The organism is Chromobacterium indicum, assembly GCF_039708975.1.
GTDB lineage: Bacteria > Pseudomonadota > Gammaproteobacteria > Burkholderiales > Chromobacteriaceae > Chromobacterium > Chromobacterium piscinae.
In genome coordinates this window covers 52,877-78,648 of record NZ_JAYFSJ010000009.1, presented here as the reverse complement: position 1 = coordinate 78,648, position 25,772 = coordinate 52,877, and the positions used below count along the sequence as shown (strand labels likewise).

The 25,772-nt window shown below is 60.3% G+C and carries 22 protein-coding genes; 16 read left to right on the top strand and 6 right to left on the bottom strand.

The window, feature by feature from the left end; all coding sequences use genetic code 11:
* Window positions 1–8 precede the first annotated feature (8 nt).
* The 4 genes from VA599_RS13630 (at window position 9) to VA599_RS13615 (ending at window position 9,596) form a co-directional block, all read left to right on the top strand.
* Window positions 9–8,261: a hemagglutinin repeat-containing protein gene (locus VA599_RS13630; protein ID WP_429838764.1), complete on the top strand. Its 8,253-nt coding sequence runs from the start codon at window positions 9–11 to the stop codon at window positions 8,259–8,261.
* A gap of 18 nt (window positions 8,262–8,279) precedes the next feature.
* Window positions 8,280–8,675, top strand: coding sequence for a hypothetical protein (locus tag VA599_RS13625; RefSeq protein ID WP_346789051.1), 396 nt, complete (start codon window positions 8,280–8,282; stop codon window positions 8,673–8,675).
* Between the two features lie 147 nt (window positions 8,676–8,822).
* On the top strand, window positions 8,823–9,092 hold the full coding sequence (locus VA599_RS13620; protein WP_346789049.1) for a YrhB domain-containing protein: 270 nt from the start codon (window positions 8,823–8,825) through the stop codon (window positions 9,090–9,092).
* Between the two features lie 162 nt (window positions 9,093–9,254).
* A complete protein-coding gene (locus VA599_RS13615) occupies window positions 9,255–9,596 on the top strand; it encodes a hypothetical protein (protein ID WP_346789047.1) in 342 nt (113 codons plus the stop codon).
* A gap of 76 nt (window positions 9,597–9,672) precedes the next feature.
* On the opposite strand, the gene VA599_RS13610 is transcribed toward VA599_RS13615, so the two are convergent.
* Complete coding sequence (locus VA599_RS13610; RefSeq protein ID WP_346789045.1) at window positions 9,673–10,656, bottom strand: IS110 family RNA-guided transposase; 984 nt, start codon at window positions 10,654–10,656, stop codon at window positions 9,673–9,675.
* A 365-nt stretch (window positions 10,657–11,021) separates the two neighbouring features.
* Between VA599_RS13610 and VA599_RS24185 the strand changes: the two genes are divergently transcribed.
* The 3 genes from VA599_RS24185 to VA599_RS13600 all read left to right on the top strand — a co-directional run bounded on the left by VA599_RS24185 (window position 11,022) and on the right by VA599_RS13600 (window position 12,130).
* A complete protein-coding gene (locus tag VA599_RS24185; protein ID WP_429838737.1) occupies window positions 11,022–11,156 on the top strand; it encodes an HNH/endonuclease VII fold putative polymorphic toxin in 135 nt (44 codons plus the stop codon).
* Window positions 11,104–11,547 (top strand): hypothetical protein, encoded by a 444-nt coding sequence (locus VA599_RS13605; RefSeq protein WP_346789044.1) that lies wholly within the window; start codon window positions 11,104–11,106, stop codon window positions 11,545–11,547. Before VA599_RS24185 ends, VA599_RS13605 begins: the two co-directional genes overlap by 53 nt.
* A 301-nt stretch (window positions 11,548–11,848) precedes the next feature.
* A complete protein-coding gene (locus VA599_RS13600; RefSeq protein ID WP_346789042.1) occupies window positions 11,849–12,130 on the top strand; it encodes a hypothetical protein in 282 nt (93 codons plus the stop codon).
* A gap of 99 nt (window positions 12,131–12,229) precedes the next feature.
* Here VA599_RS13600 and VA599_RS13595 read toward each other — a convergent pair whose 3' ends face one another.
* Window positions 12,230–13,147, bottom strand: a complete 918-nt coding sequence (locus VA599_RS13595) for a SphA family protein (RefSeq protein WP_346789041.1) — start codon at window positions 13,145–13,147, stop codon at window positions 12,230–12,232.
* Between the two features lie 344 nt (window positions 13,148–13,491).
* On the opposite strand from VA599_RS13595, the gene VA599_RS13590 reads away from it, so the two are divergent.
* Entirely contained in the window at window positions 13,492–13,740 is a 249-nt protein-coding gene (locus tag VA599_RS13590) for a hypothetical protein (protein WP_346789039.1), read from the top strand.
* Window positions 13,741–13,965: 225 nt separating this feature from the next.
* On the opposite strand, the gene VA599_RS13585 is transcribed toward VA599_RS13590, so the two are convergent.
* A complete protein-coding gene (locus VA599_RS13585) occupies window positions 13,966–14,532 on the bottom strand; it encodes a YqaA family protein (protein ID WP_346789037.1) in 567 nt (188 codons plus the stop codon).
* Window positions 14,533–14,860: 328 nt separating this feature from the next.
* Between VA599_RS13585 and aqpZ the strand changes: the two genes are divergently transcribed.
* On the top strand, window positions 14,861–15,550 hold the full coding sequence (aqpZ, locus tag VA599_RS13580; protein ID WP_081572630.1) for an aquaporin Z: 690 nt from the start codon (window positions 14,861–14,863) through the stop codon (window positions 15,548–15,550).
* A gap of 208 nt (window positions 15,551–15,758) precedes the next feature.
* A complete protein-coding gene (locus VA599_RS13575) occupies window positions 15,759–16,094 on the top strand; it encodes a c-type cytochrome (protein WP_031296413.1) in 336 nt (111 codons plus the stop codon).
* 49 nt (window positions 16,095–16,143) lie between these two features.
* Here the strand turns inward: VA599_RS13575 and VA599_RS13570 are convergent, their stop codons facing one another.
* Window positions 16,144–17,175, bottom strand: a complete 1,032-nt coding sequence (locus VA599_RS13570; RefSeq protein WP_031296412.1) for an LLM class flavin-dependent oxidoreductase — start codon at window positions 17,173–17,175, stop codon at window positions 16,144–16,146.
* A gap of 198 nt (window positions 17,176–17,373) precedes the next feature.
* On the opposite strand from VA599_RS13570, the gene VA599_RS13565 reads away from it, so the two are divergent.
* The gene (locus VA599_RS13565) at window positions 17,374–17,772 is read left to right on the top strand and encodes a nuclear transport factor 2 family protein (RefSeq protein WP_346789035.1); all 399 of its coding nucleotides are present in this window, start codon (window positions 17,374–17,376) and stop codon (window positions 17,770–17,772) included.
* 67 nt (window positions 17,773–17,839) lie between these two features.
* Here the strand turns inward: VA599_RS13565 and VA599_RS13560 are convergent, their stop codons facing one another.
* On the bottom strand, window positions 17,840–18,505 hold the full coding sequence (locus VA599_RS13560) for a 7-cyano-7-deazaguanine/7-aminomethyl-7-deazaguanine transporter (RefSeq protein WP_346789033.1): 666 nt from the start codon (window positions 18,503–18,505) through the stop codon (window positions 17,840–17,842).
* 263 nt (window positions 18,506–18,768) lie between these two features.
* On the opposite strand from VA599_RS13560, the gene VA599_RS13555 reads away from it, so the two are divergent.
* From VA599_RS13555 to tauD, 5 genes are all read left to right on the top strand, one after another.
* On the top strand, window positions 18,769–20,385 hold the full coding sequence (locus VA599_RS13555; protein ID WP_346789031.1) for a methyl-accepting chemotaxis protein: 1,617 nt from the start codon (window positions 18,769–18,771) through the stop codon (window positions 20,383–20,385).
* A gap of 174 nt (window positions 20,386–20,559) precedes the next feature.
* Entirely contained in the window at window positions 20,560–21,549 is a 990-nt protein-coding gene (gene tauA / locus VA599_RS13550; RefSeq protein ID WP_104947438.1) for a taurine ABC transporter substrate-binding protein, read from the top strand.
* 2 nt (window positions 21,550–21,551) lie between these two features.
* Window positions 21,552–22,337: a taurine ABC transporter ATP-binding subunit gene (tauB, locus tag VA599_RS13545; RefSeq protein ID WP_346789029.1), complete on the top strand. Its 786-nt coding sequence runs from the start codon at window positions 21,552–21,554 to the stop codon at window positions 22,335–22,337.
* Window positions 22,334–23,182, top strand: coding sequence for a taurine ABC transporter permease TauC (gene tauC / locus VA599_RS13540; protein WP_346789027.1), 849 nt, complete (start codon window positions 22,334–22,336; stop codon window positions 23,180–23,182). Before tauB ends, tauC begins: the two co-directional genes overlap by 4 nt.
* A gap of 140 nt (window positions 23,183–23,322) precedes the next feature.
* Complete coding sequence (gene tauD, locus VA599_RS13535; protein WP_346789025.1) at window positions 23,323–24,156, top strand: taurine dioxygenase; 834 nt, start codon at window positions 23,323–23,325, stop codon at window positions 24,154–24,156.
* 80 nt (window positions 24,157–24,236) lie between these two features.
* Here tauD and dbpA read toward each other — a convergent pair whose 3' ends face one another.
* Window positions 24,237–25,619: an ATP-dependent RNA helicase DbpA gene (gene dbpA, locus VA599_RS13530; RefSeq protein ID WP_104947435.1), complete on the bottom strand. Its 1,383-nt coding sequence runs from the start codon at window positions 25,617–25,619 to the stop codon at window positions 24,237–24,239.
* Window positions 25,620–25,772: the final 153 nt, after the last annotated feature.

Below are 25,772 nucleotides of genomic sequence, written 5' to 3'. Positions count from 1 at the left end.
CCGGCGAGATCTACGCCCAGCAGCAGCTGAGCAGCCAACTCAAGACCCTAGACAACAGCAAAGGCAGCCTGATCGGCGGGCAGGGCGTAGACCTCACTGTCAGCGACCAGCTGCACAACGATGGCGTGGTCGGCAGCGACGGCCAGGTCAAACTCACGGCCGGCACGCTGGAGAATGCGCAAGGCACGATTCAATCGGGTAAGGATTTGCAGCTCAGCGCATCAAGCCTGACCAACGCCGACAAGGGTCAAATCCTGGCGTTGGGCAAAGACGCGGCGAGCAAGGTGGACGTCAGTGGTGAGTTGCATAACCAGGGCAAAGTCTCAGGCAACGCCGACCTGACCGTCAACGCCGCCAGCATCGACAACAGCAAGGGCACGCTGCAAGCGGCCAGCCATCTGGAGCTGAGCAAGCAAAGCACGCTCACCAACGATGGCGGCCATATCGCCGCCCAGAATCTCAATCTCAAAACTGATACCCTCAGCAACCAGTCTGGCGACATCCGCCAGATCGGCGCGGGCGAGGCCAAGCTGAAGATCGGTCAGGCCTTCCACAACCAGCAGGGCCAGTTGCTGAGCAATGGCGGCCTGACCCTGGATGCCGGCCAGCTCGACAACCGCCAGGGCACGCTGGGCAGCCAGGGCGCGCAGGCCCTGACCGTGCGGCAGGATCTGAACAACCAGGGCGGCACGCTGGCCAGCGGCCAGGCGCTGACGCTGACCTTGCAGGGTGCGCTGGATAACCAGAAGGGGGTAGTGCAGGGCGACAGCTTGCAACTGGACGCCGCCAGCCTGGATAACCGCGGCGGCGGCATCAAGGCGCTGGGCGCCGGCGACAGCCGGATCCAGTTGGATGGCAAACTGGACAACTCCGCCGCCGGCGCGCTGGCCGCCAACGGCAACCTGACGCTGAGCGCCAATCAACTGGACAACAGCGGCAGCGTGCTGCAAAGCGCCGCCACGCTGGATGTTCAGTTGAAGCAGGACGCGCAAAACGGCGGCGGCGCGCTGCAGGCCGGCCAGCTGAAACTCAGCGCCGCCAGCCTGGGCAACCAGCATGGCCAGATCGGCCAGGCCGGCGCGGGGTTGGCCACGCTGACCATCGGCGGCCAGATCGACAACAGCCAGCAGGGCAAGATCACCTCCGGCGGCCAGCTGCAAGTGACGGCCGGCGACCTCAACAACAACCAGGGCGTGCTCAGCAGCCAGGGCGACCTGACCCTGCGCGGCAGCGCGCTGAACAACCAGCAGGGCACGCTGGGCAGCAACGGCTCGCTGACCTTGAGCGCCGGCAGCCTGGACAACAGCGGCGGCCTGCTGCAAGCCGGCCAGACGCTGCAGCTGGACAGCGGCAGCCTGCGCAACGCCGGCGGCAAAGTGCTGGCGCTGGGCGCCGGCGACAGCCGGCTGACCGTGACCGGCCAATTGGCCAACGGCGGCCAGATCGCAGGCAACGGCAACTGGCAGTTGAAAGCGCACGGCCTGGACAATGGCGGCGGCAGCGTCTACGGCCAGCGCAATCTGGCCATCGACACGGTGTCGCTGGCCAACGCCGGCAGCCTGCTGGCGGGGCAAGACCTGTCGCTGAAGCTGCAGGGCGACTTTGTCAACGCCGCCGGCACCCAGCTGCAGTCCAACCGCAATCTCAGCATCAGCGCCAGCGGCAACCTGATCAACAACGGCCAGCTGCAAAGCAGCGGCAACCTCAGTCTGTCTGGCGTCAACTGGACCAACAACGGCAGCGTCAACATCGGTGGCACGCTGAGCACCCAGCTTAGCCAGAGCCTGGTCAATGCCGGCAGCCTGGGCGCGGGCGCGCTGGACATTCACGCCGCCAGCCTCACCAACACCGCCTCCATCACCGCCGGCGACATCTCCATCCAGGCCGGCAGCCTGGACAACAGCGGTGGCAAGGCGGTCTTGGCGTCGGCGGGCGGTATGGCGCTGAATATCGGCAGCACGCTGAACAACCACGATGGCGCCTGGTTATACAGCCAGGGCGATATGAGAATAGGCAAGTCCGGCGCGGCGACGGGGCAAGTGGTGAATCACATTGCGACCTTGCAGTCGGACGGAAATATGTTTATCGAGGCGGGCCGGGTGAGTAATGAGTCGAATCCGGTTTCTGTTGTTACAAATAATAGTAAGCAGACTGTGGCCAGAGATGCATTTTCTATTCCGTTCCGTGAAACAAATCGAACTTGTGTGCAGGATTCTGGACATGATGGGATGCGGTGTGGGCAGTGGGATATTGATGGTTATTATTACTATAACGATAAATCTGTATTTAATTCTAATCAGATTAAATTTGACCCAAGTACTAATATATTAAATGACTATCAAGTAAAAAGCTTATTTTACAATGGCAGGCAGGTGAGTATTTATGATCTTGCTAATCAGTTGGGTACTAATGTTAAAAATAATGAGTATCGACGTCTGACAGAAACTACAACTAGTACCGATCAAGCAAGTGGCTCTGTGGAAAGTGCAAGATTGTTGGTCGGTAGTGCTTTGGTTGCGAATGTGGGTGAAGTTGAAAATCGTTATAGCTCAATTCAAGTTGGGGGGAGTTCATTTATTTCGGGAAGGCTTGGTAATGTTGGTCAAGTGCTAAATAAGACGACGATGATTGTAGAGACGAGCTTCTTTCGAGATGCTCAGCATGAGTGGAGTAGCTCAAGCACCTCATCAAAGACTGAAAGGGTTGGGCAGCTTGATGCCATATATCAAACAGGTCAGAGGCTAGTAGTAACAGGACCTTCTATTCTCAATGGCAAAGACGTTGTAGGAATTGGCAGCCAAAATCTGCAATCCGCTTTGTCTGATACCCATGTGGCGTTCGACAAGACGCAGGGGAGCAATGTTGTCGGTGCAGGACAACAAGCCGCAGTTTCGGGCCAAGCCTTGCAAGGTAGGATCGGTTCGATTCAAGGACAGGTGTCAGGCCAGTCTTTGCAGGGCAATGTCGACCAGGTTCAGGGGGTTCACCTGAATGGCAGAGTCGGCGTAACTGATGGCAAGGCTTTGGGTGGACAGGCGCTGGATCAGGCTCAAGGTGCACAGATCAGCGGTGAGGCCATGAGGGCACTACAGCAGTTGGTAGACACCTCGCATGACACCATCCATGTTTCTTCAGCTGGTCAGCTCAGCGGCCGGTACGGGCCGGTGCCGGTACAAAAATCCATGGTGTTGGAGTCCGCTGGCACCAAGGCCGCCAATCCGGTGGCGAATGGCTATGCGGTGCCCGATAACGGCGTGTTCAACGCCAAGCCGGCGCCGCAGCAGCCGTATCTGGTGGAAACCAATCCGCAGTTTACCCAGTACAACAACTTTGTTTCGTCCGACTATCTGCTCAAGCAGCTGAATTACGACCCCAGCAAGGTGGAAAAGCGTCTGGGCGACGGTTTCTACGAACAGCAGCTGGTCACCCGCGCCGTCACCGATATGACCGGCAAGCGCTTCCTGTCCGGTTACGGCAGCGCGATGCAGCAATACCAGCAGCTGATGAGCAACGGCGCGCAGTACGCCAAGCAGTTCCAGCTGACGCCGGGCATGGCGCTCTCCGCCGATCAAATGGCCAAGCTCACTTCCGACATGGTGTGGCTGGTGAAGCAAAACGTGGGCGGCCAGGACGTGCTGGTGCCGATGGTCTACCTGGCCAACGCCGATCAAAAATCCCTGCGTGGGCAGGGCGCGGTGCTGGCCGGCAACAGCATGAGCCTGTTGGCCAGCGGCGATTTGGTCAACACCGGCACGCTGAAGTCTGACACCACGCTGCTGGCGCAGGCCAACAATATCCGCATCGAAGGCGGCAATGTGCAAGCCGGCGGTGATCTGGGCCTGCTCGCCGCGCAGAACCTGGCCATCACCGACGACAGCCAGCACAGCCAGGCCGGCAGCAGCGTCAAGGCCGGCGGCGATTTGCAGTTGCAGGCCGGCAATGATCTGAAGCTGCTGGCGGCGGCCATCGACGCGGGCGGCAACGCCAGCCTGCAGGCCGGCCACGATCTAGACATTCTTAGCCGCGAAACCCGTTACGACTTAGTCGACAGCAACCGCTATAGCAGCTTCCAGTATCAGCAGGTGGAACATGTTGGCAGCCAGCTGAAGATAGGCGGTAACCTGATGTTGAACGCTGGCAACGATCTGGCATTGTCCGGCAGCAGTGCCAAGGCTGGTGGCGGTGTGTTGGCCACCGCTGGCAATAACCTGACTTTGGAATCCACACTGAATAGCAAGCATGAGGTTGTTAGTCAGAGTTCACCCTGGGGGTGGGGGGCTCGTACGAATGACACATTAACGCAAAGTAACAACGCTTCGTGGTTGCAGGGTGGTGGCAATGTACTGCTGAAAGCTGGTGGCAACTTGAGCCTGATTGGCTCCTCGGCACAGACCAGTAGCGGCAGTTTGACAGCCTTGGCCGGCGACAGCCTGACGCTGTCGTCCACGCTGGACAGCAAGCACGGCGCGGGCAGCTGGTGGGGCGGCGGCTACGATACCTTGAGCCAAACCCGCAATGCCTCACTGCTGCAAGGCGGCGGCGATGTATTGCTGAAAGCCGGCGGCGACCTGAGCCTGACCGGCTCCTCCGCGCAATCCACCGGCGGCAGCCTGGCCGCCCTGGCCGGCAAGCAGCTGACCGTGCAGAGCGAGGTCAATACCCATCACGACATCGGCTACAACTGGGGCAACAGCCATAACTGGCAAGCCGACAGCCTGGCCGTGGCCGGCCTGGCCGGCAAGGGCGACCTGCAGCTGCATGCCGGCGGCGACGCGCTGCTGAACGGCGCCAGCCTGGCCAGCGGCGGCAAGCTGGCCCTGTCCGCCGGCAACGACATCAAGCTGGGCGCGGTGGCGACGGAAAGCCGCAACGACAACACCTGGGGCGAGACCATCCGCAACAACTACGACCTCTCCCAGCACGGCGCCGCCGCGCACGGCGAGGGCGGATTGATCCTGCAGGCGGGGCGCGACATCTCCACCCAGGCCGCCAGCCTGACCAGCAACGGCCAGGAAGCGCTGGTGGCGGGGCGCGACGTCACGCTCGGCAGCGCCGAGGAGCGGCACAGCGACTACAGCAAGACCGTGCACCACTCCAGCGGCTGGTTCAGCAGCACCACCACCACCGACATCGTCGCCCACGACAGCACGCACGAAGCCGGCAGCACGGTATCGGCCGACACGCTGATCCTCAAAGGCCAGCGCGACATCAACATCCACGCCAGCCAGGTGGCGGGCAGCGGCGACGTGACGCTGGACGCCGGCCGCAACCTCAACATCACTTCCGGCACCGATACCAGCCGCCTGTTCCAGTACCACAAAGAGGAGACATCAGGCCTGTTCTCCGGCGGCGGCCTGGGCTTCACCATCGGCAGCAAGGAATTGATGCAGCAGATGGACGGCGCGGGAACCACCCAGAGCCAGAACCGCAGCCTGGTGGGCAGCATAGGCGGCAATCTGAACATCAAGACCGGCGACACCCTCACCTTGCAGGGCAGCGACGTCACCGCCGGCGGCAATCTGTTGCTGGACGCCAAGAAGCAGAACCTGGACGTGGCGGTGGACACCTGGCACAGCGTGCAGAAGACCGTCAGCAAATCCAGCGGCCTGACGCTGCAGCTCACCAGCCCGCTGATCAACGGTTTGCAGGCGATGGAGTCCGCCTCCGAAACCGCGCTCAAGAGCAAGGACGACCGCGTCAAGGCGCTGTCCGCCGCCACCGCCGCGCTGGCCGGCTACAACAGCTACACCGCCTACCAGCAAGCGATGAGCGACGCCGGCCAGAAGACCAAGGGCGGCATCCAGTTGAGCCTGACTGTCGGCGGCAGCCGCAGCGAAAGCACCACCGTCAGCGACAGCCATAACGAAAGCGGCAGCTTGCTCAAGGCCAGCGGCAATGTGATGGACTTGGCGCACGGCGCGGGCAAGGACAGCACTATCACCGCCAAGGGCGCGCAGTTCATCGCCGGCAAGGATTTGACCTTGCAGGCCGAAGGCGACATCACCCTGCTGGCGGCCAAGAGCGCCAGCAGCGAACATACCACCAGCAGCGCCAGCAGCGGCGCGGTGGGCGTGGCGATTGGTTTCCAGGAGAATAGGCCGCAACTTGGCTTTACCGCCAACGGCAGCCTCAGCCGCGGCAGGGTGGATGGCAACGGCAGCCAGTACCAGCTGAGCGAACTGAATGCAGGCGGCAAGCTGAACCTGCAGTCCGGCGGAAACCTCACGCTGCAGGGCATCGCCAGCGGCCAGCAGGTGATGGGCGATATCGCCGGCGACCTCAAGATTGATAGCCTGCAGGACACCAGTACTTATCACAGTCTGAATCAATCGATCAGCGGCAATGTGACCATCGGGCCTATCGGCTCGGGCGGGAGCGTCAGCCTCAGCCAGCAGAAAATGGATGCCGACTACGCCAGCGTGCAGCGCCAGTCCGGCATCCAGGCCGGCGACGGCGGCTTCCAGCTGACGGTGAAGGGCATCACCGCTCTGAACGGAGCGGAAATCGCCAGCACCGACAAGGCGGCGCAGGACGGCAAGAATAGCTTGCAAACCGGCGCATTGGTGCTGAAGGACATCGACAACCATGCCGATTTCACCGCCAGCAGCATCAGTGTCACCGCCGGCAGCAGCGGCGTAACCGGCATGGCCATGGCCGCGTCGGACCACGACAACAGCACCACCCGCGCCGGCATCAGCGCCGGCAGCCTGACCATCACCGACAACGCGCTGCAGCAGGCGAAAACCGGCCAAACGGCTGAACAGGCGGCAGCCTCGGCCAACCGCGACGTCAGCACTGGCCGGGATGGCAGCGGCAAGCTGGCCAACAACTTCAACGCCAGCGAAGTGCAGGGCTTGTTCGACGCTGCCAACGCGCTGAACCAGCAGGTGGGGACATTCATCTCCAACAAGATGGAAGCGGCCAAGGCGGCGAAGGAGGAGTTGAAACAGGCAGAAGATCGCGGCATGTCGAAGGACAGCGATGAGTACCAGAAGCTTCAGCAGGCTGCTATCGACACTGAGGCGGATGCCGCCAAATGGGCGCCCGGCAGTAAAAATGGTCAAGTGACGACAGCTATCTTGGCAGGTATCACCGGTAACCTGGCCAATGGCCTGACCGGCATGGCGCAGAATGCGGGCTTGGCATACCTGCAGGGAATGGGGGCGCAGGAGGTAAAAGCTTATTTGCAAGACCTCAGCAACCATGGCATGCCGGAAGGACAAACGGAAGCTCTGCGTACCGTGCTGCAGGCCGCAGTCGGATGCGCTGGCGCTGCGGCGAGCGGACAAAATTGTGGCGCGGCAGCTGCGGGGGGCGCTTCCGCGGTGGCGTTGAATAATGCGTTGAATGTGCTGCAGCATCTCAAGCCGGAAGATATGAATGCCGAGCAGAAGGCGGACCGGGAGAGTCTGGTCAATGCGCTAGTGGCCGGTGTGGCGGTGGGGACGGGAGGCGCTTCGACAGCCGCGACGACGGTGAATGCGGCGAAGACGGAGATGGAGAATAATGGGTTAGCTGGCGAGCCTCCTAAAGTGGTACGTAATCCAAGAACAAGTGCTTTTCTGGAGGCCATGAATGAGCCGATTGGTATCATGGATCCATTGAATGAAGTACAAGATGCTATTCAAAAATTACAAGGAGTAAATAGGAAGATTGCACTTGAGCATGCTATAGATGTGCTAAAGAAAATGGGGGTAAAGGAAAGCATTGTTCCTGCATGGAATTCTGATGGAACAGTTGATCGTTATCCTGAGTCCGAAGTGCGGAGGTTGGCAGGTGTATTGGTTGCCACCTCCAATTATAAGAATGGTGTATATTCTGAGTATGAGAATAATAGTAGTCAGAAAATAATTAATGCAAAGAATGTTAATTCTCAGGGGTTTTTGTCTAATTTGCGGCCTGGTGATGCTACAGTTTCTCAAAGGCCTGTTAGAAGCTTGGTGCAGGATGAGAGCGGTAGGTATTGGTTGGAAAGTGGAAGTGGGGTAAGGATAACCCCGTCTGGAAAGTATGATTTTGTCACTATGCCGGATGGTAGTGTTAGAGTTGCAAGGCCAAATTCAAATATTGACTTTTCAACTCACCTTGGGCTTAGTGGTGGTGTTGATGTGCAATATGCAGGGGGCATTAGGTTTGGTAATAACACAGGTCCTGATCGTGGAAAAATACTTGAGTGGAATAATAATTCAGGGCATTATCAACCTCCTGCAGGGATGGCGGGTAATGCCGGATTGCCTATAAAATCGTTTAAACCGCATTAAGTACATTTGAGGCTGTTTATGGAGAGTATTGAACTCATACAGAAAATGTCTTCTGCTGATGCAGCTGATTGGATACTTGAGAAGTACGGATTAAATAATCAAAATTATTATGAGGCATTTGAATTTATTAAGAAAAAATCTTGGAAGAGAGTGGATCAGATAAAATTGGCTCGATTCTATCTGGCAAAAATGCCTTTTGCTAGCGCACTACCTTACGAGGTGTTTGCGAGTTTTATGGCCTTGCAGCCCTTTTTAATGGTAATTCGAGAATGTAAGCCATTAAGGTTGGAAGATATAAATCTAATGCTTTATCATTTGATTCCAGTGTTAAGGAAAATGGTTAAAACGCAGAAGGATAGTGAAATGGTGACAAAATTTTTAGCTGATATTAGTCAGGGTCGTAGCTTGAGCTAAGCTTGCGAAGCCCAACGTTTGCCGTGAAAAGTGAAATGATCTCCATAAGGTGGGATCTATTCACCCTCGATAAACGTTAGGTTGTATTTAATTCAGTCGACCCTATGGCCCTAATTTGCAGTTTGGAATAATTCTTTAAGGTGATGAATGAAAGTGGAAGATGCGCTTGTTATAGCGAGGGATTATATTGCCAAGAATATACCACCTTCTTCAAATGGGGGAAAGTTTGTAATCGTTTTGGATGGAGTTGCGGAGGATGAAGATGGGTGGTTTTTCCCATACCAGACGGAGAAGTTTTTGGAAATAAAGGATATGCAATTTTCAGTCGTTGGTAATTGGCCTGTTTTTGTATCTAAAGATGGATGCATTGAGTTGAGACGCTTTGGTGCTCCATTTAGTCCTAGGCCGAAGGAGTAGTCAGGCTGTAGGTTTCGCTAAGCTTGCGAAACCCAACATTTGCCGAGAAAAGTAAAATGATCTTCATCGGGTGGAATCTATTCGTTTTCGGTAAGCGTTGAGCTTTATTTCATTCAGCCTAACCTACAGCCCTTGGTGGGGGAAAGATAAGGTGATAAAGCCATGAATGTTTTGAGCACTGAAATACAGCTTAATTGTGATGGGGATGATATACCTTCCGATGTTGTTTTAAATGACGATAGGCATCGGCTTAGTAGTATCGTTGATGTCGACAATGGGGATGTCTATTTGAGATTTTCATCTAGGGAGGCTCTTTATGATTTTGCAAAGTCACTATTGCATGAAGCGGTTTTCGGCATTGGAGGGGGAAAGGAATTTTATCCCTTGATTGTGGATGGGAAATGTCTTGTTGTTGATGGTGTTAGATTGTCGGAGGAAAGTAGTCGAATTTTTGTTCAGTATCCTAGTGTTGGAGATGGTTCATACACTGAACTAGATTCGTAGAGTCCAATACTTGTTGAGAAAACTTATAATCTCATTTTGCTATTTCTCGTTAGGGCCGTAGATACCGTCTTTCACGTCAAGCGGTTTTTGCGTAGTCGGCCCGGTAAGGTTGGCGTGTTTTCAGCACGCCAAAGCACAGATGGACCAGCTTGCGCATAGCTGCTCCCAGGGCGGACATTTTCGTCTTGCCCCGCGCTAATAATCGTTGATACAGCGCCTTCACATGGGGGTTGTATCGTATGGCGACCACTGCGGCCATATACAGCACGGCTCGAAGGCGCGCTGGCCCAGCTTTGGATAGGTGAGCTCGGCCCAAGAGCGAACTGCCTGATTGACGTTCCACTGGCACCAAACCGAGATATGCGGCCAATTGCTCGGCGCTGACGAAATGATGGGTATGCATGATGGCCAGAAGATTGCTGCCCGACTGCGGGCCAATGGCCGGAATGCTGCTCAACAGGGCTAGGTCCGCTTTCAATTCCGGGTGATGGTCAATATGGTCGTCGATATCCTGCTGCAACTTGGCCAGTTGTGTTCCGATAAACGCAATCGACTCGATCAGCGATTGCGGAATCAACTTTGGTGTATCGGTGGCTTCGGCTTTTTCTTGCCGATTCAGCTCACGGCGAAGATCCTGTTGCAGCGCCTCGCGCCGAGCTAGCAACGCCTGTAGCACACGGGCTTGCCGGCTGGGAGGCATCCAGGCCATAGGTTGGAGCAAGGCTCCATAACGCGCCAGGACCAAGCTATCTACGCCATCGGTCTTGGTTCGAATCGCCAAGCCTTTAGCGAAGTCGCGGATTTGCGCCGGGTTGATGATGGAAACGATCACACCGGCATCGCACAAGGCGATGGCTGCTTGTTCGTGATACACGCCGGTGCCTTCCATCACGGCATGAACCTGCCGGGGCTCCAGGCCTTGTTTGGCCAGCCATGACAATAGAGCATGAATGCCGGTTTTATCGTTGCTCACGCATTTGGCTTTGCGTTTGTTGGCGGCATCCAGCAAAAGAGTGCAGTCTAGTTTGGCTTTGGCTACATCGATTCCGAGATAATGCATAAAGCGGGTCCTCACGGAAAATGCCTAATCGCCCATTTTCCTTGTGCATGCAGGGTCGAGCCCTTGGCTACCGTTCAATGTCGGATTTGGCGATGAGGTGGAGTCGAAGGCTTTGTCTACGGCTCAAGGTCTGGCCTTAAGGTTGGGCCCAAGCTGCTTCGGCTCCAAGTAGTGGCGGCTCACCACTATCGATTGCAAGATACAAGGTTGGGCTGAGCTTGCGAAGCCCAACGTTTACCGCGAAAACACGATGATTTCTATGAGTGGAATCTGTTCGCTCTCGGTAAACGTTAGGCTCCATTTTATCCAGCCCAACCTATGGACCTTTAAAATTCCGGGGGCAAGATGTAGTTATCCAAAATCACATGGAAGGACATGATTTTGGTGGAGTTGGTGATCAAGGACCACACTTTAACCTTAGACCGAGTGACGGGTTGAAGAATGGGCATGTTGATGGCTCTAAAGATCATTGCTATGTGTTTCCGGGGAGGAAGAAATGAAGATTCAAAAAGATATTATCAGCAATGTTTTTTTCTAGATAAAATCTATGATGGACTATGGGATCGGATATGGGATGATGGTGTGGATTTGATAAAGCTGGAGTTTTCTCCGATGTCAGATCTACTTCGTTTTGTGATTAAGGTTAGGAAAGCACCAAGTGCGCCGCCTAAGAAATGGGTGGTATGCAATTATATCCATATCATGTTTGTTGTTCAGGTGCCTAGAAACTTAAAAGCGTTGCAAAATGAAGTAATTTCGGATGCCTGTAATCCTATCGATCTTGTGATAGAAAGTGGTGCTGAAGGTTATGTTTCGGTGGTTATGTCCGGAGGCATGGATATTAGTTTTATTGCAAGTGCAATATCTGTTTCTGAGATAATGCCAGGGTAGCTATTGCTCTGGCGGTGTTGGCACGTTGTTTGATGTTCATGCAATTAATCAATTTCGGAATAACTTTTTGGTTCAGACCGGGGCGTTGGTTGGCCTGAGCTTGCAAAGCCCAACGTTTACCGCGAAAAGCAAGATGGTCATCTCTATATGTGGAATCTACCCGTCCTCGGTAAACGTTGGGTTTCATTTCATTAGCCCAAGCTGCGGACTGAGTACGCAGGAGCCGCTTGCCGTGAAAGATGGTATCTACGGCCTTGGGAAAGGTTAATGAAGCTATTCAGAGAGTGAAAGGTGGTGCGCTATGATCTTGAAAGGAAATGATCTTGTTGTAGTTATGATGGCGATGATAGGTTTTTTGCAGCAAGAAATTAAAGAAGAGGTATTGCTTGAGTTGGATTTTTATCAATTCATATCTGATGATGAGTGGACGGAGTTTGAATCTGACCCGAGCTACATGGTTGGCTCAATAAAGGATGATTGGAATAGCTTATTGCGTAATGTTGAATCGGGAAATGTTACTTTCCTAGATCTGGAGAGGCTGTCTAATGTTCTTAAAGCAATTGGGGCTAGTGCGGCAGGTTAAGGGCCGTAGATACCGTCTTTCACGTCAAGCGGCTCTTGCATAGTCGGTCCGGTAAGGTTGGCGTGTTTTCAGCCCTCCGGCAGCGAAGAAGGCCCTCCGCTACTGGAACGGGAAGCTTAGCCGCAGATTGAAGGAATCGCCGCCGACATCGCTGGTGGTGCGGAAGCCGTGGTTGTAGATCGCCATCAGCTTCACTTTGCCAAGCTGATAGCCAAGCAGCGGGCCGATGCCGTAGTTGCTGGCGCGGCAGCCGCCGGTCTGCGCGCAGGCGGCCGCGCCGCTGCCGGAGTCGTCGCTCAACTGGTTTTCCTGGTAGCCGCCCACGCCTATCGTCCATTTGCCTATGGTTTTGGCGACGGTGTAGTCGATGGCCAGTTGTTGACCGGACTTGTACTGGGTGTCCGGGTTGCGGAAATTATAGGCGTAGGTGGCGTCCATGCTCAGGTTCCAGCCATTGCGCAGCCAGCTCAGCGCCAAACCGGGCTGCAGTGTCCAGAAGCCGTTGGCGGCGCCGAGGTAGGTGCCGTTCGGCAGCCGGCGCGGCGATGAGCTGCCGGTGGGCAGGTATACCGCCAGGCTGGCTTTGAGGTGGAGGTTGTTGGGCAAGGCCCAGGACAGCTGCCCGGGAACCAGGATGGCGTTGAAGGTGCCCCAGCGACCATTGGGGGGCAGGCCATCGCCGCTAAGCGTGGTGTAGTCGATGGGCTGGGCGATGGCCACGGCGTAGTCGGCGCCGAACACCTTGAGTCCGGTCGACCACAGCACTTCCGGCAATTCGATCAGCGCTCTGACCCGCAGGCCGGTCTTGTCGCCGTTGTGGTCGTATTTGTCCACCCAGGTCCAGTAGTTGTTCAGCACGCCATAGACGCCTTTCGGCGGCACCACGCCTGCGGCCAGCCCTTCGTTGACGCCGCGCAGATGAGGATCCCACAGCTCCTGACCATTGGCGCTGGAGTGCGGCAATAGGCAGGCGATGGCGACGGACGCGGCCTGCGCGATCATTCTTGATGGTTTCATCCTGAAAGTGTCCCTGTCGGTTTCGCTTTATGGTTGGCGGCATGCCGGGCAACTGTATGCAGGCCTGGCGTTAGGCAAACTGAGTATAGGCTGCGTATTCCAAGGAGGTGGTTATTGCGAGTGAGCCATGATCATGGATTGCGGACAGAGGGGCATGCATGGACGGGATGCCCTCCCGGCATGCGTGGGAGAGCGGATTTTCCGGCGTGGACGGATCGGAAAATATCGGTAAAAGGAATATCATGTGCCGGGATGCGAATGCGCATGAAAAGCGTTGTAGTTAGCAAACCCGGCCCCGCGCAGGGGGCGGTTGGATGAGTGGACCATTAATGAGGGAAGCAGGGATGGAGCAGCCGTTGAAGGCTTATCAGGTTGGCGGCAACGATATCGTCGCCGCTGGTTCCGTGGAAGAGGCTTTGGCCGTGCTGGAGGAGCTGGCAGGCGAGACCGATCTGACTATCGAGGATGTCGCTCCGATTGCGGAGGATGAACTGGATGTGCCGGTGGAGGACGAGGAGGGCACCGCCTGTCCCACCATCCGCCAGATGCTGGCCGAGTTGAGCGAGCCGGCCTATCTTTTCGGTTGGGAATGAGGCACGTGTTCCTCTCATGAACAGCCTGGTTCATGCCGGGCCGGGTGCGGATGGGGGTGGAAGTGCCAATAGGAAGGCGTCTTGGGCGGACTCCCGCAGTCTTGCATGCAAAGCCATCGGAGGCACCGGCGTTCTTTCATTCTCGGCAAGCGTTGGATTTCATTTCATTCGGCCCAGTCCGCAATCCCGATAGGATTCGGTTGCAAGCCAAAACGCCGCCCCGCCTCAAAACCACTGCCCCACACTCCGCCAGAAATCGTCCGGCACCCACAGCAGGGCGGCGGTGGTGAGGACGTAGCGCAGGAATTTGCCGATCGCCATGTAGCACACGCTGGGCCAGAACGGGATGCGCAGCCAGCCGGCCAGAGTGCACAGCGGGTCGCCGATGCCCGGCAGCCACGATAGCAGCAGCATCGGCGCGCCGCGCCTACGCATCCAGCGGAAGTAGCGAGGGTTCAGCGCGGGCTTGCCGCTGCGCGGCGGGCGGCCTGCCGATTCTGCATGCGGGTGCGCGTGCGCGCGATGGCTGCGGCGCAGGCGATAGCGCAGCAGCGCCACCTTGGCGCCGTAGCCCATCCACCAATCGATCATGCCGCCCAGGGTGTTGCCCAGCGTGGCGACGGCGATCACCTGCCAGAACAGGTCCGGCCTGAGCTTGATGTAGGCGAATACCGCGGGTTCGGAACCCAGCGGCAGCAGCGTGGCGGATATCAGGCTGATCATGAAAATGGCTGACAGGCCCACTTTGGGCAGGGCCAGGGTTCCGAGCAGCCAGTCGAGCAGTCCTTCCATGGGGGCGGGTTCGTTCTTGTGGGTGGCCGTCGATGATATCACCGCCCGGCCGGGGTTTCGCCGCGCGTCGCGTGGTAAAGGCGGCGCTTGCGCGGCCGCCGGGTAGGCAGCCCTGCCTGCATCCGCGCGATCCGGCAATCTCGCCGGGAGAGATTAGGTCAGGAATTTAGGCCAGTTTGCAGCGTCGGATGGCGCGGGCATGCTGGCCTTTTCCATTTGCTATGGTTAAACGGCGTGCGATCAGGCGTCCGACACGCATAAAGATGCTTGGCATGGCGAATCGAGGACTGAACGCCTGGTCTTTTCGAAACCTGAAGGGGGAAAGACGATGAAATCATATGGCGCGGAGTTTCTGGGCACTTTCTGGCTGGTGCTGGGCGGCTGCGGCAGCGCGGTGCTGGCGGCGGGGTTTCCCAATCTGGGCATCGGCTTCGCCGGCGTGGCGCTGGCCTTCGGCCTGACGGTGGTGACGATGGCGTATGCGATCGGCCACATTTCCGGCTGCCACCTGAATCCGGCGGTATCCATCGGCTTGTGGGCCGGCGGGCGCTTTCCCGCCGGGCAGCTGGGGCCGTACATCGTGGCGCAGGTGCTGGGGGCCATCGCCGCGGGCGCGGTGCTGTACGTGATCGCCAGCGGCGGGGCCGGCTTCGACGTGGCCAAGGGTTTTGCCTCCAATGGCTACGCCGAGCATTCGCCGGGCGGTTATTCGCTGCTGGCGGCTCTGGTGTGCGAGGTGGTGATGACCATGTTTTTCTTATTGGTGATCATGGGCGCCACCGACAAGCGCGCGCCTGCCGGTTTCGCGCCGTTGGCGATAGGCCTGGCGCTGACCCTGATCCACCTGATCAGCATCCCGGTCACCAATACCTCGGTCAATCCGGCGCGCAGCACCGGCGTGGCCTTGTTCGTCGGCGGCTGGGCGGTGCAGCAGCTGTGGCTGTTCTGGCTGGCTCCCATCATCGGCGCGGTGCTGGGCGCGAAGGTGTACCGCCTGATCGCCGGCGAGTCGGAGTAGCTGCCCGCCATCCCGCAACCGCGGCTTAGGCCGCGGTTTTTTTTCGCGCTAAGTAGCTGCCCGCGTGCCGCCTGTTCCGCGTTGTTCAGGGTATGTCAGGTGGGTTGTTGATGTTGCGATAGCTCCCCGGCGGGCATGGGCAGGGGCGCTGGTCTATCAATAAAGCTCAGGCCGCTCGGCGGCCATTTCCGTCAGTCCGGAGGTCCCGATGCGATTTCATGTTTCGATGATTCTGGCGTGCTCCTGTTTCTATTCTCTGATAGCCGCGGCGTCGGACGGCAAGGCGCTTTACCAGCAAAACTGCGCGGTTTGCCATGGAACCCACGCTCAGGGCAAGACTGGGCCGCGTTTGGCGGGAGACGCCAGCAAGTGGCGCAAGCAGCTATTCGAGAGGGCCGTGCTGGAGGGCGTGGATGACGAGGGCAAGGCGCTGAAGGCGCCTATGCCTCATTGGGGCAATAGCAGTCTGAAAGAGGATCACGGCAAACCGCCCACCAAGGAAGAAGTGGACGCGATACAAGCCTATCTCAAGACCCTGCATTGAGAAGCGCGGCTGGCATTCGGCCCGCTCCAGACATCTGGACGCATGCCTGTCAGGCCGGCGCAGTCTTGGCCGCGCTCAGCCGCGGCAGCAGGTCGGCGACGATCTCGCAGCAGCGCAGCCGATCGGCAAAGTCGTGGCAGTCGACCGACAGCATGATTTCGTCCACGCCGGTCTCGTCCAGCAGCTTTTGCAGCCCGGTCCTCACCGTTTCCGGCCCGCCGAACACCGCCGCGCCCAGCCATTCGCTGCGGACCGAGAATTCCTCGCGCGGGCTCCACAGGCCGTCCATGCTGTCCACCGGCGGCGGCAGCGGGCGGCGGTCGCCGCGGATCAGATTGAGGAATTTCTGGTATGGCGTGGTGGCCAGGCGCTGGGCTTTTTCGTCGCTGTCCGCGGCCAGCACCGGGATGCAGGCCATCGCGTACGGCTGGCTCAGCGTGGCGGAAGGCTGGAACAGATGGCGGTACAACTGCAGCGCCTCATGCAGCTGGGCCGGGGCGAAGTGGGCGGCGAAAGCGAAAGGCAGGCCCAGCTGCGCGGCCAGCTGGGCGCCGTACAGGCTGGAGCCCAGTAGCCATACCGGCACGTTGGTGCCGGTTCCGGGAATGGCGCGCACGGCTTGGCCCGGCTGTTCCGGCCCCAGGTAGCCGCGCAGCTCCGCCACTTGCTGCGGGAAGTCGTCGCCGGCGCCCAGTCGGTCGCGGCGCAGCGCGCGGGCGGTGAGCGGGTCGGTGCCGGGCGCGCGGCCAAGGCCCAGGTCGATGCGGCCGGGAAACAGCGTAGCCAGCGTGCCGAACTGCTCGGCCACCACCAGCGGCGCGTGATTGGGCAGCATGATGCCGCCGGAGCCTACCCGTATGCGCTGGGTGTGGGCGGCGATGTGGCCTATCATCACCGCGGTGGCGGAACTGGCCACACCGGCCATATTGTGGTGTTCGGCCACCCAGAAGCGGGTGTAGCCCAGTTGTTCCACATGGCGGGCCAAGGCCGCGCTGTTGCGCAGGGCCTGGGCGGCGTCGCCGCCGGCGACGATGGGCGCCAGCTCCAGCATGGATAGGCGGGGAGATGCGGAGGATGTCATTCAATTCAGCCTGTGTTGGCGCGCGCGGACGGCGCCGGCGCGGGATGAAGCCAGTATACGGAGCGGCGCCGTTCGTCAGAAGTAGGCACTTTCAGGTGGGATAGTTGCCTTCCGGTGCGTATGGTATGAAAGAGCTGCCTTGAATTATCCTGGTACGGCCATATTTGAGAACCATTCCTGTTTGAGAGAGCAAGCATCATGACGAATCGCAGCAATCTGGACATTGTCCGCGCCACTTACGAAGGCAAATCCGAAGACAATGGCCGCAACCTGCTGGCGGCGCTGGCGCCGGACGCGGAATGGACCGAGGCGGCGGGCTTCCCGTACGCCGGCACCTATGTCGGTCCGCAAGCCATCGTGGAAAAGGTGTTCCAGCGGCTGGGCGGCGAGTGGGACGGCTATCGCGCGGCGGTGGATCATTACTATGTGGATGGCGACAACGTGGTCGCCCAGGGCTTTTACCACGGCACTTATCGCGCCACCGGCAAGAGCTTCACCGCGTCCTTCGCCCATTTCTACACGCTGAAAGATGGCAAGATCGTCAAGTTCGAGCAGATCGTCGACAGCGCCAAGGTGTGGGAGGCGATGCGTCCCTGATCGCTATGCGCGATGAAAAACGGCCAGCTCCGGAGGGAGGCTGGCCGTTTTGCTTTGTCCAGGCTGGTCAGACCGGCTGCAGCTGCTCGCCGACACCGGCGCGCAGCAGGCGCTTGACTATCATCTTCAGCACCACGCCATACATGGGCAGGAAGAACAGCATGCAGATCAGCACTTTGAAGCTGTAGTCCACCAGCGCGATCTCCACCCAGTTGGCGGCCATGAACGGATCGCTGCTCTTGTAGAAGGCGATGAAGAAGAATGACAGCGTGTCGCTGATGTTGCCGAAGAACATCGCGGTGGCCGGCGCCACCCACCAGGCCTTGAGCTGGCGCAGCCGGTTGAACACCTGCACGTCCAGGATCTGGCCCAGCGCGTAGGCGGCGAAGCTGGCCGCGGCGATGCGGGCGACGAACAGGTTGAAATGCTCCAGCGCCTGGAAGCCTTGCCACGCGCCCTGATAGAACAGCGTGGACACCAGGTAGGAGATCGCCAGCGCTGGCACCATCGCCGCCAGGATGATGCGCCGGGCCAGCGGCGCGCCGAAAATGCGCACGGTCAAATCGGTGGCCAGAAAGATGAACGGGAAGGTGAACGCCCCCCAGGTGGTGTGGAAGCCGAAGACGGTGATCGGCAGCTGCACCAGGTAGTTGCTGGAGGCGATGATGGCGATGTGGAACAGCGACAGCTGCACCAGCGCGGACAGGCGTTGCCGGTCGGTAAAGGCAAACATTGATGCATCCTTTTTGCTGAATGGGGTGAGGGAACCCAGTGAATACCCGCCGGAGGCCCATGGCCCGGCGACAGAGGGGCGTGATGATAACGCTTTTTGTCTATACATGAAAATATTTTCTGCAAAATCAAGGCCATTTCCAGCTTATATCTGAATGGCGGCATGCAGAATGACTTGTTGTTTGTTGGACAAAGAAAGCTATAAATATTCTAAGTAAATTCTCGTAATCGAATTCGACGCGCCGGGCCTGCAAGGAGTAGGACATGACCATTACGAAGAGACTGCTGTTGACCACCGTGCTGGCATTGCTGGTGATGCTGGCACTGGGCGTGCAGGGGCTGTGGAAGCAGCAGCAGGCCAATGATCGCTTCGATTACATGAAGATCAACACCTTTCCCAGCATCCATACCCTGGACGACGCCAAGGAAGCGCTGGCGGACGTGAGGCTGACGCTGGCGCGCAGCGTGGCGTTGTCGGACCCGACGGCCAAGAAGGCCGAGTTCGCCGCGCTGGCGGATCTGGACAAGCGCTTCGACGCGGCGCTGGACAAGTACGAGAAAGAATTGGTTTCCAACGATGCCGACCGCAAGCTGCTGCAGGTGGATCGCGATGACATGAAGCTCTATCGCCAGCAGCGAGACAAGTATCTGCAACTGGTGCAGGCCAATAGCATTGCCGATGCGGACAAGCTGATGACCGGCGATATGTCCAATGAGGCCAAGGCGCTGAATCAGGCGCTGATTGACCATATCGAGTTCAATTACAAGCTGGCCGAACAACTGAGCAAAGACAATACTGCCGCCTATCAGGCAGCTTGGTGGCAGTCGACGATATTGGTGGCGCTGGCGATTCTGGTGTGCGGCTGGCTCAGCGGCCATTTATTCCTCAATATCCGCAGCAGTCTGGAGCAGGTGTTGGACACCATGCAGTCGGTGCGCACCTCGCTGGATTTCCGCCTGCGCGCGCCGGTGAAGCGGATGGATGAAATAGGCAAGATAGGCAGTTCGTTCAATGAGCTGATGGGCCGTTTGCAGCAAAGCTTCCAGGAAATCCGCCGCAGCGTGGAGGACATGGAGGGCTCCATCATCCACATGGTGAATTCGTCCGGCGACATCGCCTCCAGCTCGGTGCAGCAGAGCGAGTCGGCTTCGGCGATGGCCGCCGCGGTGGAGCAGGTGACGGTCAGCATCAATCATGTGGCCGACCGGGCCAGGGAGGCCAACCATCAAGCGAAGGAGGCCGGCGAGATAGCCGACCACGGCAGCAGGGTGATGCTGGGCACGGTTGACGGCATCAGCGCGGTGGCGGAGTCGGTGGGCGAGGCCTCCGACCGCATCGGCAAGCTGCGCGAGGACAGCGTCACCATCGCCACCGTGCTGGGCGTGATCAAGGACATTGCCGATCAGACCAACCTCCTGGCGCTGAACGCCGCGATCGAAGCGGCGCGCGCCGGCGAAACGGGGCGCGGCTTCGCCGTGGTGGCGGACGAGGTGCGCAAGCTGGCCGAACGCACCGCCAGCTCCACCACCGAGATCGCTGCGGTGATAGACAAGATGCAGCAAGGCACCCAGGCTGCGGTGACCGGCATGCAGCAAGTGGTGACTAGGGTGAACGAAGAAGCGGAGAAGGCGCGCGGCGCCGGGGACACCATCCAGCAGATCAAGACCAACTCCTCGCACAGCATGCTGCTGATCGGCGAGATTTCGGACAGCATCGTCGAGCAAGGCAGCGCCAGCAACACCATCGCGCAGAAGGTGGAGCAGATCGCGCAGATGGCGGAAGCCAATTCCAAGGCATCGTCCGACTCGGCGGATTCCGCGCGCGAGCTGCGCGAACAGGCCGGCAATATCCAGCGCACGGTGGCGCAATACAAAGTGTGAACCGAACAATGACAGGGATCGGGGAAGATCCGACAGGGCCGCAAGGCCCTGTTTTCTTTTGGCGGAAGCGTTTGCAGGAAAAGGGATAAGCAAGCCAGGATTAATTGCTTAGCCGGATGCGGGGCGCTTGTTAGATTGGAACGGTATTTCCAACTCGTACCAAATGGACAAGCCATGGCGAAATCGCGCGCATTCCTCAATCTGATCCTTTCCGCCGCATGGGCGCTTTCCGCCGGCATGGCGGCGGCCGCCGACGCGGTCACCGTCGGCTACCAGACCGGCATCGATCCCACCAAGGTGCCGCAGGCCGACGGCGCTTACGAGAAAGCCACCGGCAGCCGCATCAACTGGCGCAAGTTCGACAGCGGCGCCGACCTGATCGCGGCGGTGGCGTCCGGCGACGTGGCCATCGGCAATATCGGCTCCAGCCCGCTGGCGGCCGCCGCCAGCCGCGGCCTGCCGATCGAAACCTTCCTGGTGGCGGACGAGATCGGCTCGGCCGAGGCGCTGGTGGCGCGCAAGGGCAGCGGCATCGCCAAGCCGCAGGATCTGATCGGCAAGAAGGTGGCGGTGCCCTTCGTCTCCACCACCCATTACAGCCTGCTGGCCGCGCTGCGCCACTGGGGCGTGGACCCGGCGAAGGTGAAGATCCTCAACCTGCGCCCCGGCGAGATCGCCGCCGCCTGGCAGCGCGGCGACATCGACGCCGCCTATGTCTGGGACCCGGCGCTGGGCAAGATCAAGCCCAGCGGCGCGGTGCTGACCAGCTCGGCCGAGGTGTCCAAGTGGGGTGCGCCCACCTACGACATCTGGGTGGTGCGCAAGGACTTCGCCGCCGCCCATCCCGAGTTCGTCTCCCGCTTCGCCAAGGTGTCGCTGGACGCCATCGCTGGCTACCAAGCCAATCCGCAGGCCTTCATCGCCAACGCGTCCAACATCGCCAAGATCAGCCGGCTGACCGGCGCCGCCGCGCCGGACGTGGTGGCCGGACTGAAGGGCAACCGCTTCCTCGGCCGCGACGAGCAGGCGGCGCTGCTGCAATCGCCGTTCGTGGCCGCGGTGGGCAAGACAGCCGCTTTCCTGAAGGCGCAGGGCAAGGTGGAATCGCTGCAGCCGGACTACGGCCCCTATGTGACCAACCGCTTCGTCAAGACGGCGAGGTGAGCATGGCCGCCCTGACCGCTGACCGGGTGTCGGTCCGCTATCCCGGCCAGGCGCAGCCGGCGCTGGACGGGGTGTCGTTGAACGTGGGGCCGGGCGAACTGGCGGTGGCGCTGGGGCCGTCCGGCTGCGGCAAGACCACCTTGCTGAACCTGTTCGCCGGCTTCCAGTTTCCCGATTCCGGCAGCGTGCGCTTCGGCGGCGCGCCGGTAGCCGGGCCCGGCGCGGAGCGCGCGGTGGTGTTCCAGCAGCACGCCTTGCTGCCGTGGCTGAGCGCGCTGGACAACGTCGCTTTCGGCCTGCGCCTGCGCGGCGTGCCGCGCGCCGAGCGCCGCGCGCTGGCCGAGCGTGCGCTGGAGCAGGTGGACTTGGCCGAGGCCGGCTCCCGCTATCCCTGGCAATTGTCCGGCGGGCAGAAACAGCGCGTCGGCATCGCCCGCGCCTTGGCCGGCCGCGCTGGCGCGCTGTTGATGGACGAGCCGTTCGGCGCGCTGGACGCCTTCACCCGCGAGCAGATGCAGGAGCTGCTGCTCAAGGTGTGGGCGGAGTCCGGCAGCAGCGTGTTCCTGATCACCCACGATATCGAGGAGGCGCTGTTCCTCGCCACCGAACTGGTGCTGATGTCGCCGGGGCCGGGCCGCATCGTCAAGGCGCTGCACCCGCCGTTCAGCCGCCGCTGGCGCGCAGGCGACAGCGCGCGGGCGATCAAATCCGACCCTGAGTTCATCGCGCTGCGAGAACAATTGCTGGCCGACGTGTTCGCCCAGCGCCGACAGGAGGCATGGGCATGAGCGGCATTGAAACCACCGCGGAACAGGAGTTGCTGTCCGTTTCCTCTCGCATCGAGGGTAGCCCGAGGCCGGGACGCGAACCATCCCGGCTATGGCTGGGCGCGGCCAGCCTGGCACTGCTGCTGGGCGGCTGGTGGCTGCTGGCGCACAGCGGCTGGGTGCCGGCGCTGTTCCTGCCCGCCCCGGAAGCGGTGCTGAACAAGCTGTTCGTCGTTGCCGGCCAGGGCTTCATGGACGCCACGCTGTGGCAGCATCTGGAAGCCAGCCTGCAGCGCATCGCGCTGGCCTTGATCGCCGCGGTGGCGGTGGGCGTGCCGTTGGGCGCGCTGATGGGGCGCAGCCAGCTGGCACAGGGCTTGCTTGATCCTATGTTGGAGGCATATCGTCCAGTGCCGCCGCTCGCTTATTTGCCGCTGATCGTGATCTGGTTCGGCATAGGCGAGCTGTCCAAGGTGCTGCTGATTTTCCTGGCCATCCTGGCGCCGGTGGCCATCGCCACCCGCCACGGCGTGGCCCAGGTCAGCCGCAACCGGCTGCGCGCGGCGCAGAGCCTGGGCGCCAGCCGCTCGCAGCTGTTGTGGCTGGTGGTGTTGCCCGAGGCGCTGCCGCAGATTCTCACCGGCATCCGCATCGGCTTGGGCGCCGGCTGGTCCACGCTGGTGGCGGCGGAGCTGGTGGCGGCCACGCGCGGCTTGGGTTTCATGGTGCAGTCTGCGGCGCAGTTTCTGGTCACCGACGTGGTGGTGCTGGGCATCCTGGTGATCGCCGCGGTGGCCTTCGCGCTGGAGCTGGGCTTGCGCGCGTTGCAGCGCCGGCTGGCGCCTTGGCATGGACAACAAGACTAGGAGCCGCTAACAAAACCCCTGATCCTGCGTTGCGCCTCCTTGCCGTACTTTGTGTACGATCTGCGTCGGCGCGCCTTGGCTCAGGTGCTCTATGAGGTTTTGTCAGTGGCTCTAGAACAAATAATAGCGAGGAGATTCGCATGAATTTGCAATTGACCCGCCTGAGCCCGGCTCTGGGCGCGGAGGTGGAGGGGATAGATCTGGCGCGGCCGTTGGACGACGAGCAGCGCCGGGCATTGAACGAGGCGCTGCTGCGCCATCAGGTGCTGTTTTTCCGCAGCCAGGACATCACGCCGCTGCAGCAGCGCAATTTCGCGGTGCGCTTCGGCGATCTGCACACCCACCCGATCTATCCGCAGCACCCGGACGCGCGCGAGATCGTGGTGCTGGATACCGACGTGGTGGACTTGCAGGACAACGCCATCTGGCACACCGATGTCACTTTCATCGAGACCCCGCCGCTGGGCGCGGTGCTGGCGGCGCGGCAGCTGCCGGAACTGGGCGGAGATACGCTGTGGGCCAGCGGCATCGCCGCCTACGAGGCGCTGTCGGCCAGCCTGAAGGCCAGGCTGGAAGGTTTGAGCGCGGTGCATGATTTCGCCAAATCCTTCCCGCTCACGCGTTACGGCCTGACTGACGACGACCGCCGCCGCTGGGACGAGACGCGGCGCAAGCATCCGCCCATCAGCCATCCGCTGGTGCGCATACATCCGGAAAGCGGCCGCCGCGCGCTGTTCGTCAGCGAGGGCTTCACCGTCGCCGTCAACGATCTGCCGGAAGCCGAAGGCCAGGCGCTGTTGCAATTCCTGTTCGCCCACCAGTCGCGGCCGGAGTTTTCGATACGCTGGCGCTGGCAGCCGGGCGACGTGGCGTTCTGGGACAACCGCTGCACCATCCATTACGCGGTGGACGACTACCGGCCGGCGCGGCGGGTGATGCACCGGGCGACGATACTGGGAGACCGGCCGTACTAGTTCGGCGGCGTTGAGTCTTGCAGGCAGCAAAAAGGCCATCCATAGGGATGGCCTTTTCATTTGAATGACGACGGGACGGATCAGCCGACCAGCCGCATCTTGAACTGCTTGCCCTTGATCTTGCACTGCGACAGCTTGGCCAGCGCCTGCTCTGCAATGCTGCGCTCCAGCGCGACGAAGCTGGCGAACTCGAAGATGTTGATCTTGCCGATCTGGCTGCCCTGGAAGCCGGCGTCGCCGGTCAGCGCGCCCAACAGGTCGCCCGGGCGCAGCTTTTCGCGCTTGCCGCCGGCAATCTCCAGCGTCACCATCGGCGGCAGCAGCGGGCCGCCGGGGGCCGGGGTCAGCTCTTCCACGTCGGCCCAGGTCAGGTCGGCCTGCTGGTAGTTTTCGATCTGCACCAGGCGCTTGGCTTCGCTGTCGGTGGCAAGGGTCAGCGCCAGGCCATGCTGCTCGCCGCGGCCGGTGCGGCCGATGCGGTGGATGTGCACTTCCGGATCATGGGTGACGTCGACGTTGATCACCACGTCCAGTTCCTTGATGTCCAGGCCGCGCGCCGCCACGTCGGTGGCCACCAGCACGGTGGCGCTCTTGTTGGCGAAGCGCAGCAGGATCTGGTCGCGCTCGCGCTGTTCCAGGTCGCCGTGCAGGGTCAGCGCGTTGAAGCCCTGTTCCTGCAGCTCGCGCACCAGCTCCTTGCAGCGCTCGCGGGTGTTGCAGAAGGCCAGCGCCGAAGTGGGGCGCAGATGGCGCAGGATGCGGCTGACCGTCTCCAGCCGGGTCTCCGGCTTCACCTTGTAGAACCACTGTTCGATGTGGTCGGCGTTGTGCAGCGACTCCACCTTCACTTCCACCGGGTTTCTCAGGAACTGCGCGCTGGCCTTGCGGATGTCCTCCGGATAGGTGGCGGAGAACAGCAGGGTCTGGCGGGTCTTCGGGCAGGCGCGGACGATGCCGACGATCTCCTCGATGAAGCCCATGTCTATCATGCGGTCGGCCTCGTCCAGCACCAGCGTCTTCACGCCGGTCAGGTTCAGCGTTTCGCGGAACAGGTGGTCCTGCAGCCGGCCCGGCGTGCCCACCACGATGTGGGCGCCGTGCTCCAGCGAGCCGATCTGCGGGCCCATCGGCGTGCCGCCGGTCAGCGTCACCACCTTGATGTTGTCGATGGCGCGCGCCAGACGGCGGATTTCCTGCGCCACCTGGTCGGCCAGTTCACGCGTCGGGCACATCACCAGCGCCTGCACGCCGAACCAGCGCGGGTTGAGGCTGGCCAACAGGCCCAGTCCGAACGCAGCCGTCTTGCCGCTGCCGGTCTTGGCCTGGGCGATCAGGTCGCGGCCTTCCAGAATGGCGGGCAGGCTGGCGGCCTGGATGGCGGTCATCTGGTGGTAGCCCAGGCTGTCCAGATTGGACAGCAGCGGGGCGGGCAGGGGCAGGGTGGAAAAAGCGGCTGGTTTCACAATGACTTGGCGCGGTTGGCTAAAGGCTGGGCAGTGTAACAGCAGTGAGGCTCGCGGCCAAATGCCCGGCGCATTTTCGGTTGGAAAAACGCCCGGTCGAGCCGGGCGCGGGGAGCTGCCTCTCTCGTTTTATCAGATGCCGCCGGTTTTGCC

What these genes read in the sequence shown, in the direction of transcription:
- VA599_RS13585 (WP_346789037.1), bottom strand. Translation starts at nt 14,532, where the DNA reads ATGGAAGGACTGCTCGACTGGCTGCTCGGAACCCTGGCCCTGCCCAAA.
- aqpZ (WP_081572630.1), top strand. Translation starts at nt 14,861, where the DNA reads ATGAAATCATATGGCGCGGAGTTTCTGGGCACTTTCTGGCTGGTGCTG.
- tauA (WP_104947438.1), top strand. Translation starts at nt 20,560, where the DNA reads ATGGCGAAATCGCGCGCATTCCTCAATCTGATCCTTTCCGCCGCATGG.
- tauD (WP_346789025.1), top strand. Translation starts at nt 23,323, where the DNA reads ATGAATTTGCAATTGACCCGCCTGAGCCCGGCTCTGGGCGCGGAGGTG.
- VA599_RS13565 (WP_346789035.1), top strand. Translation starts at nt 17,374, where the DNA reads ATGACGAATCGCAGCAATCTGGACATTGTCCGCGCCACTTACGAAGGC.
- VA599_RS13555 (WP_346789031.1), top strand. Translation starts at nt 18,769, where the DNA reads ATGACCATTACGAAGAGACTGCTGTTGACCACCGTGCTGGCATTGCTG.
- VA599_RS13620 (WP_346789049.1), top strand. Translation starts at nt 8,823, where the DNA reads ATGAAAGTGGAAGATGCGCTTGTTATAGCGAGGGATTATATTGCCAAG.
- tauB (WP_346789029.1), top strand. Translation starts at nt 21,552, where the DNA reads ATGGCCGCCCTGACCGCTGACCGGGTGTCGGTCCGCTATCCCGGCCAG.
- VA599_RS24185 (WP_429838737.1), top strand. Translation starts at nt 11,022, where the DNA reads ATGGAAGGACATGATTTTGGTGGAGTTGGTGATCAAGGACCACACTTT.
- VA599_RS13600 (WP_346789042.1), top strand. Translation starts at nt 11,849, where the DNA reads ATGATCTTGAAAGGAAATGATCTTGTTGTAGTTATGATGGCGATGATA.
- VA599_RS13590 (WP_346789039.1), top strand. Translation starts at nt 13,492, where the DNA reads ATGGAGCAGCCGTTGAAGGCTTATCAGGTTGGCGGCAACGATATCGTC.
- VA599_RS13625 (WP_346789051.1), top strand. Translation starts at nt 8,280, where the DNA reads ATGGAGAGTATTGAACTCATACAGAAAATGTCTTCTGCTGATGCAGCT.
- tauC (WP_346789027.1), top strand. Translation starts at nt 22,334, where the DNA reads ATGAGCGGCATTGAAACCACCGCGGAACAGGAGTTGCTGTCCGTTTCC.
- VA599_RS13610 (WP_346789045.1), bottom strand. Translation starts at nt 10,656, where the DNA reads ATGCATTATCTCGGAATCGATGTAGCCAAAGCCAAACTAGACTGCACT.
- VA599_RS13595 (WP_346789041.1), bottom strand. Translation starts at nt 13,147, where the DNA reads ATGAAACCATCAAGAATGATCGCGCAGGCCGCGTCCGTCGCCATCGCC.
- VA599_RS13615 (WP_346789047.1), top strand. Translation starts at nt 9,255, where the DNA reads ATGAATGTTTTGAGCACTGAAATACAGCTTAATTGTGATGGGGATGAT.
- VA599_RS13560 (WP_346789033.1), bottom strand. Translation starts at nt 18,505, where the DNA reads ATGTTTGCCTTTACCGACCGGCAACGCCTGTCCGCGCTGGTGCAGCTG.
- VA599_RS13570 (WP_031296412.1), bottom strand. Translation starts at nt 17,175, where the DNA reads ATGACATCCTCCGCATCTCCCCGCCTATCCATGCTGGAGCTGGCGCCC.
- VA599_RS13605 (WP_346789044.1), top strand. Translation starts at nt 11,104, where the DNA reads ATGTTGATGGCTCTAAAGATCATTGCTATGTGTTTCCGGGGAGGAAGA.
- VA599_RS13575 (WP_031296413.1), top strand. Translation starts at nt 15,759, where the DNA reads ATGCGATTTCATGTTTCGATGATTCTGGCGTGCTCCTGTTTCTATTCT.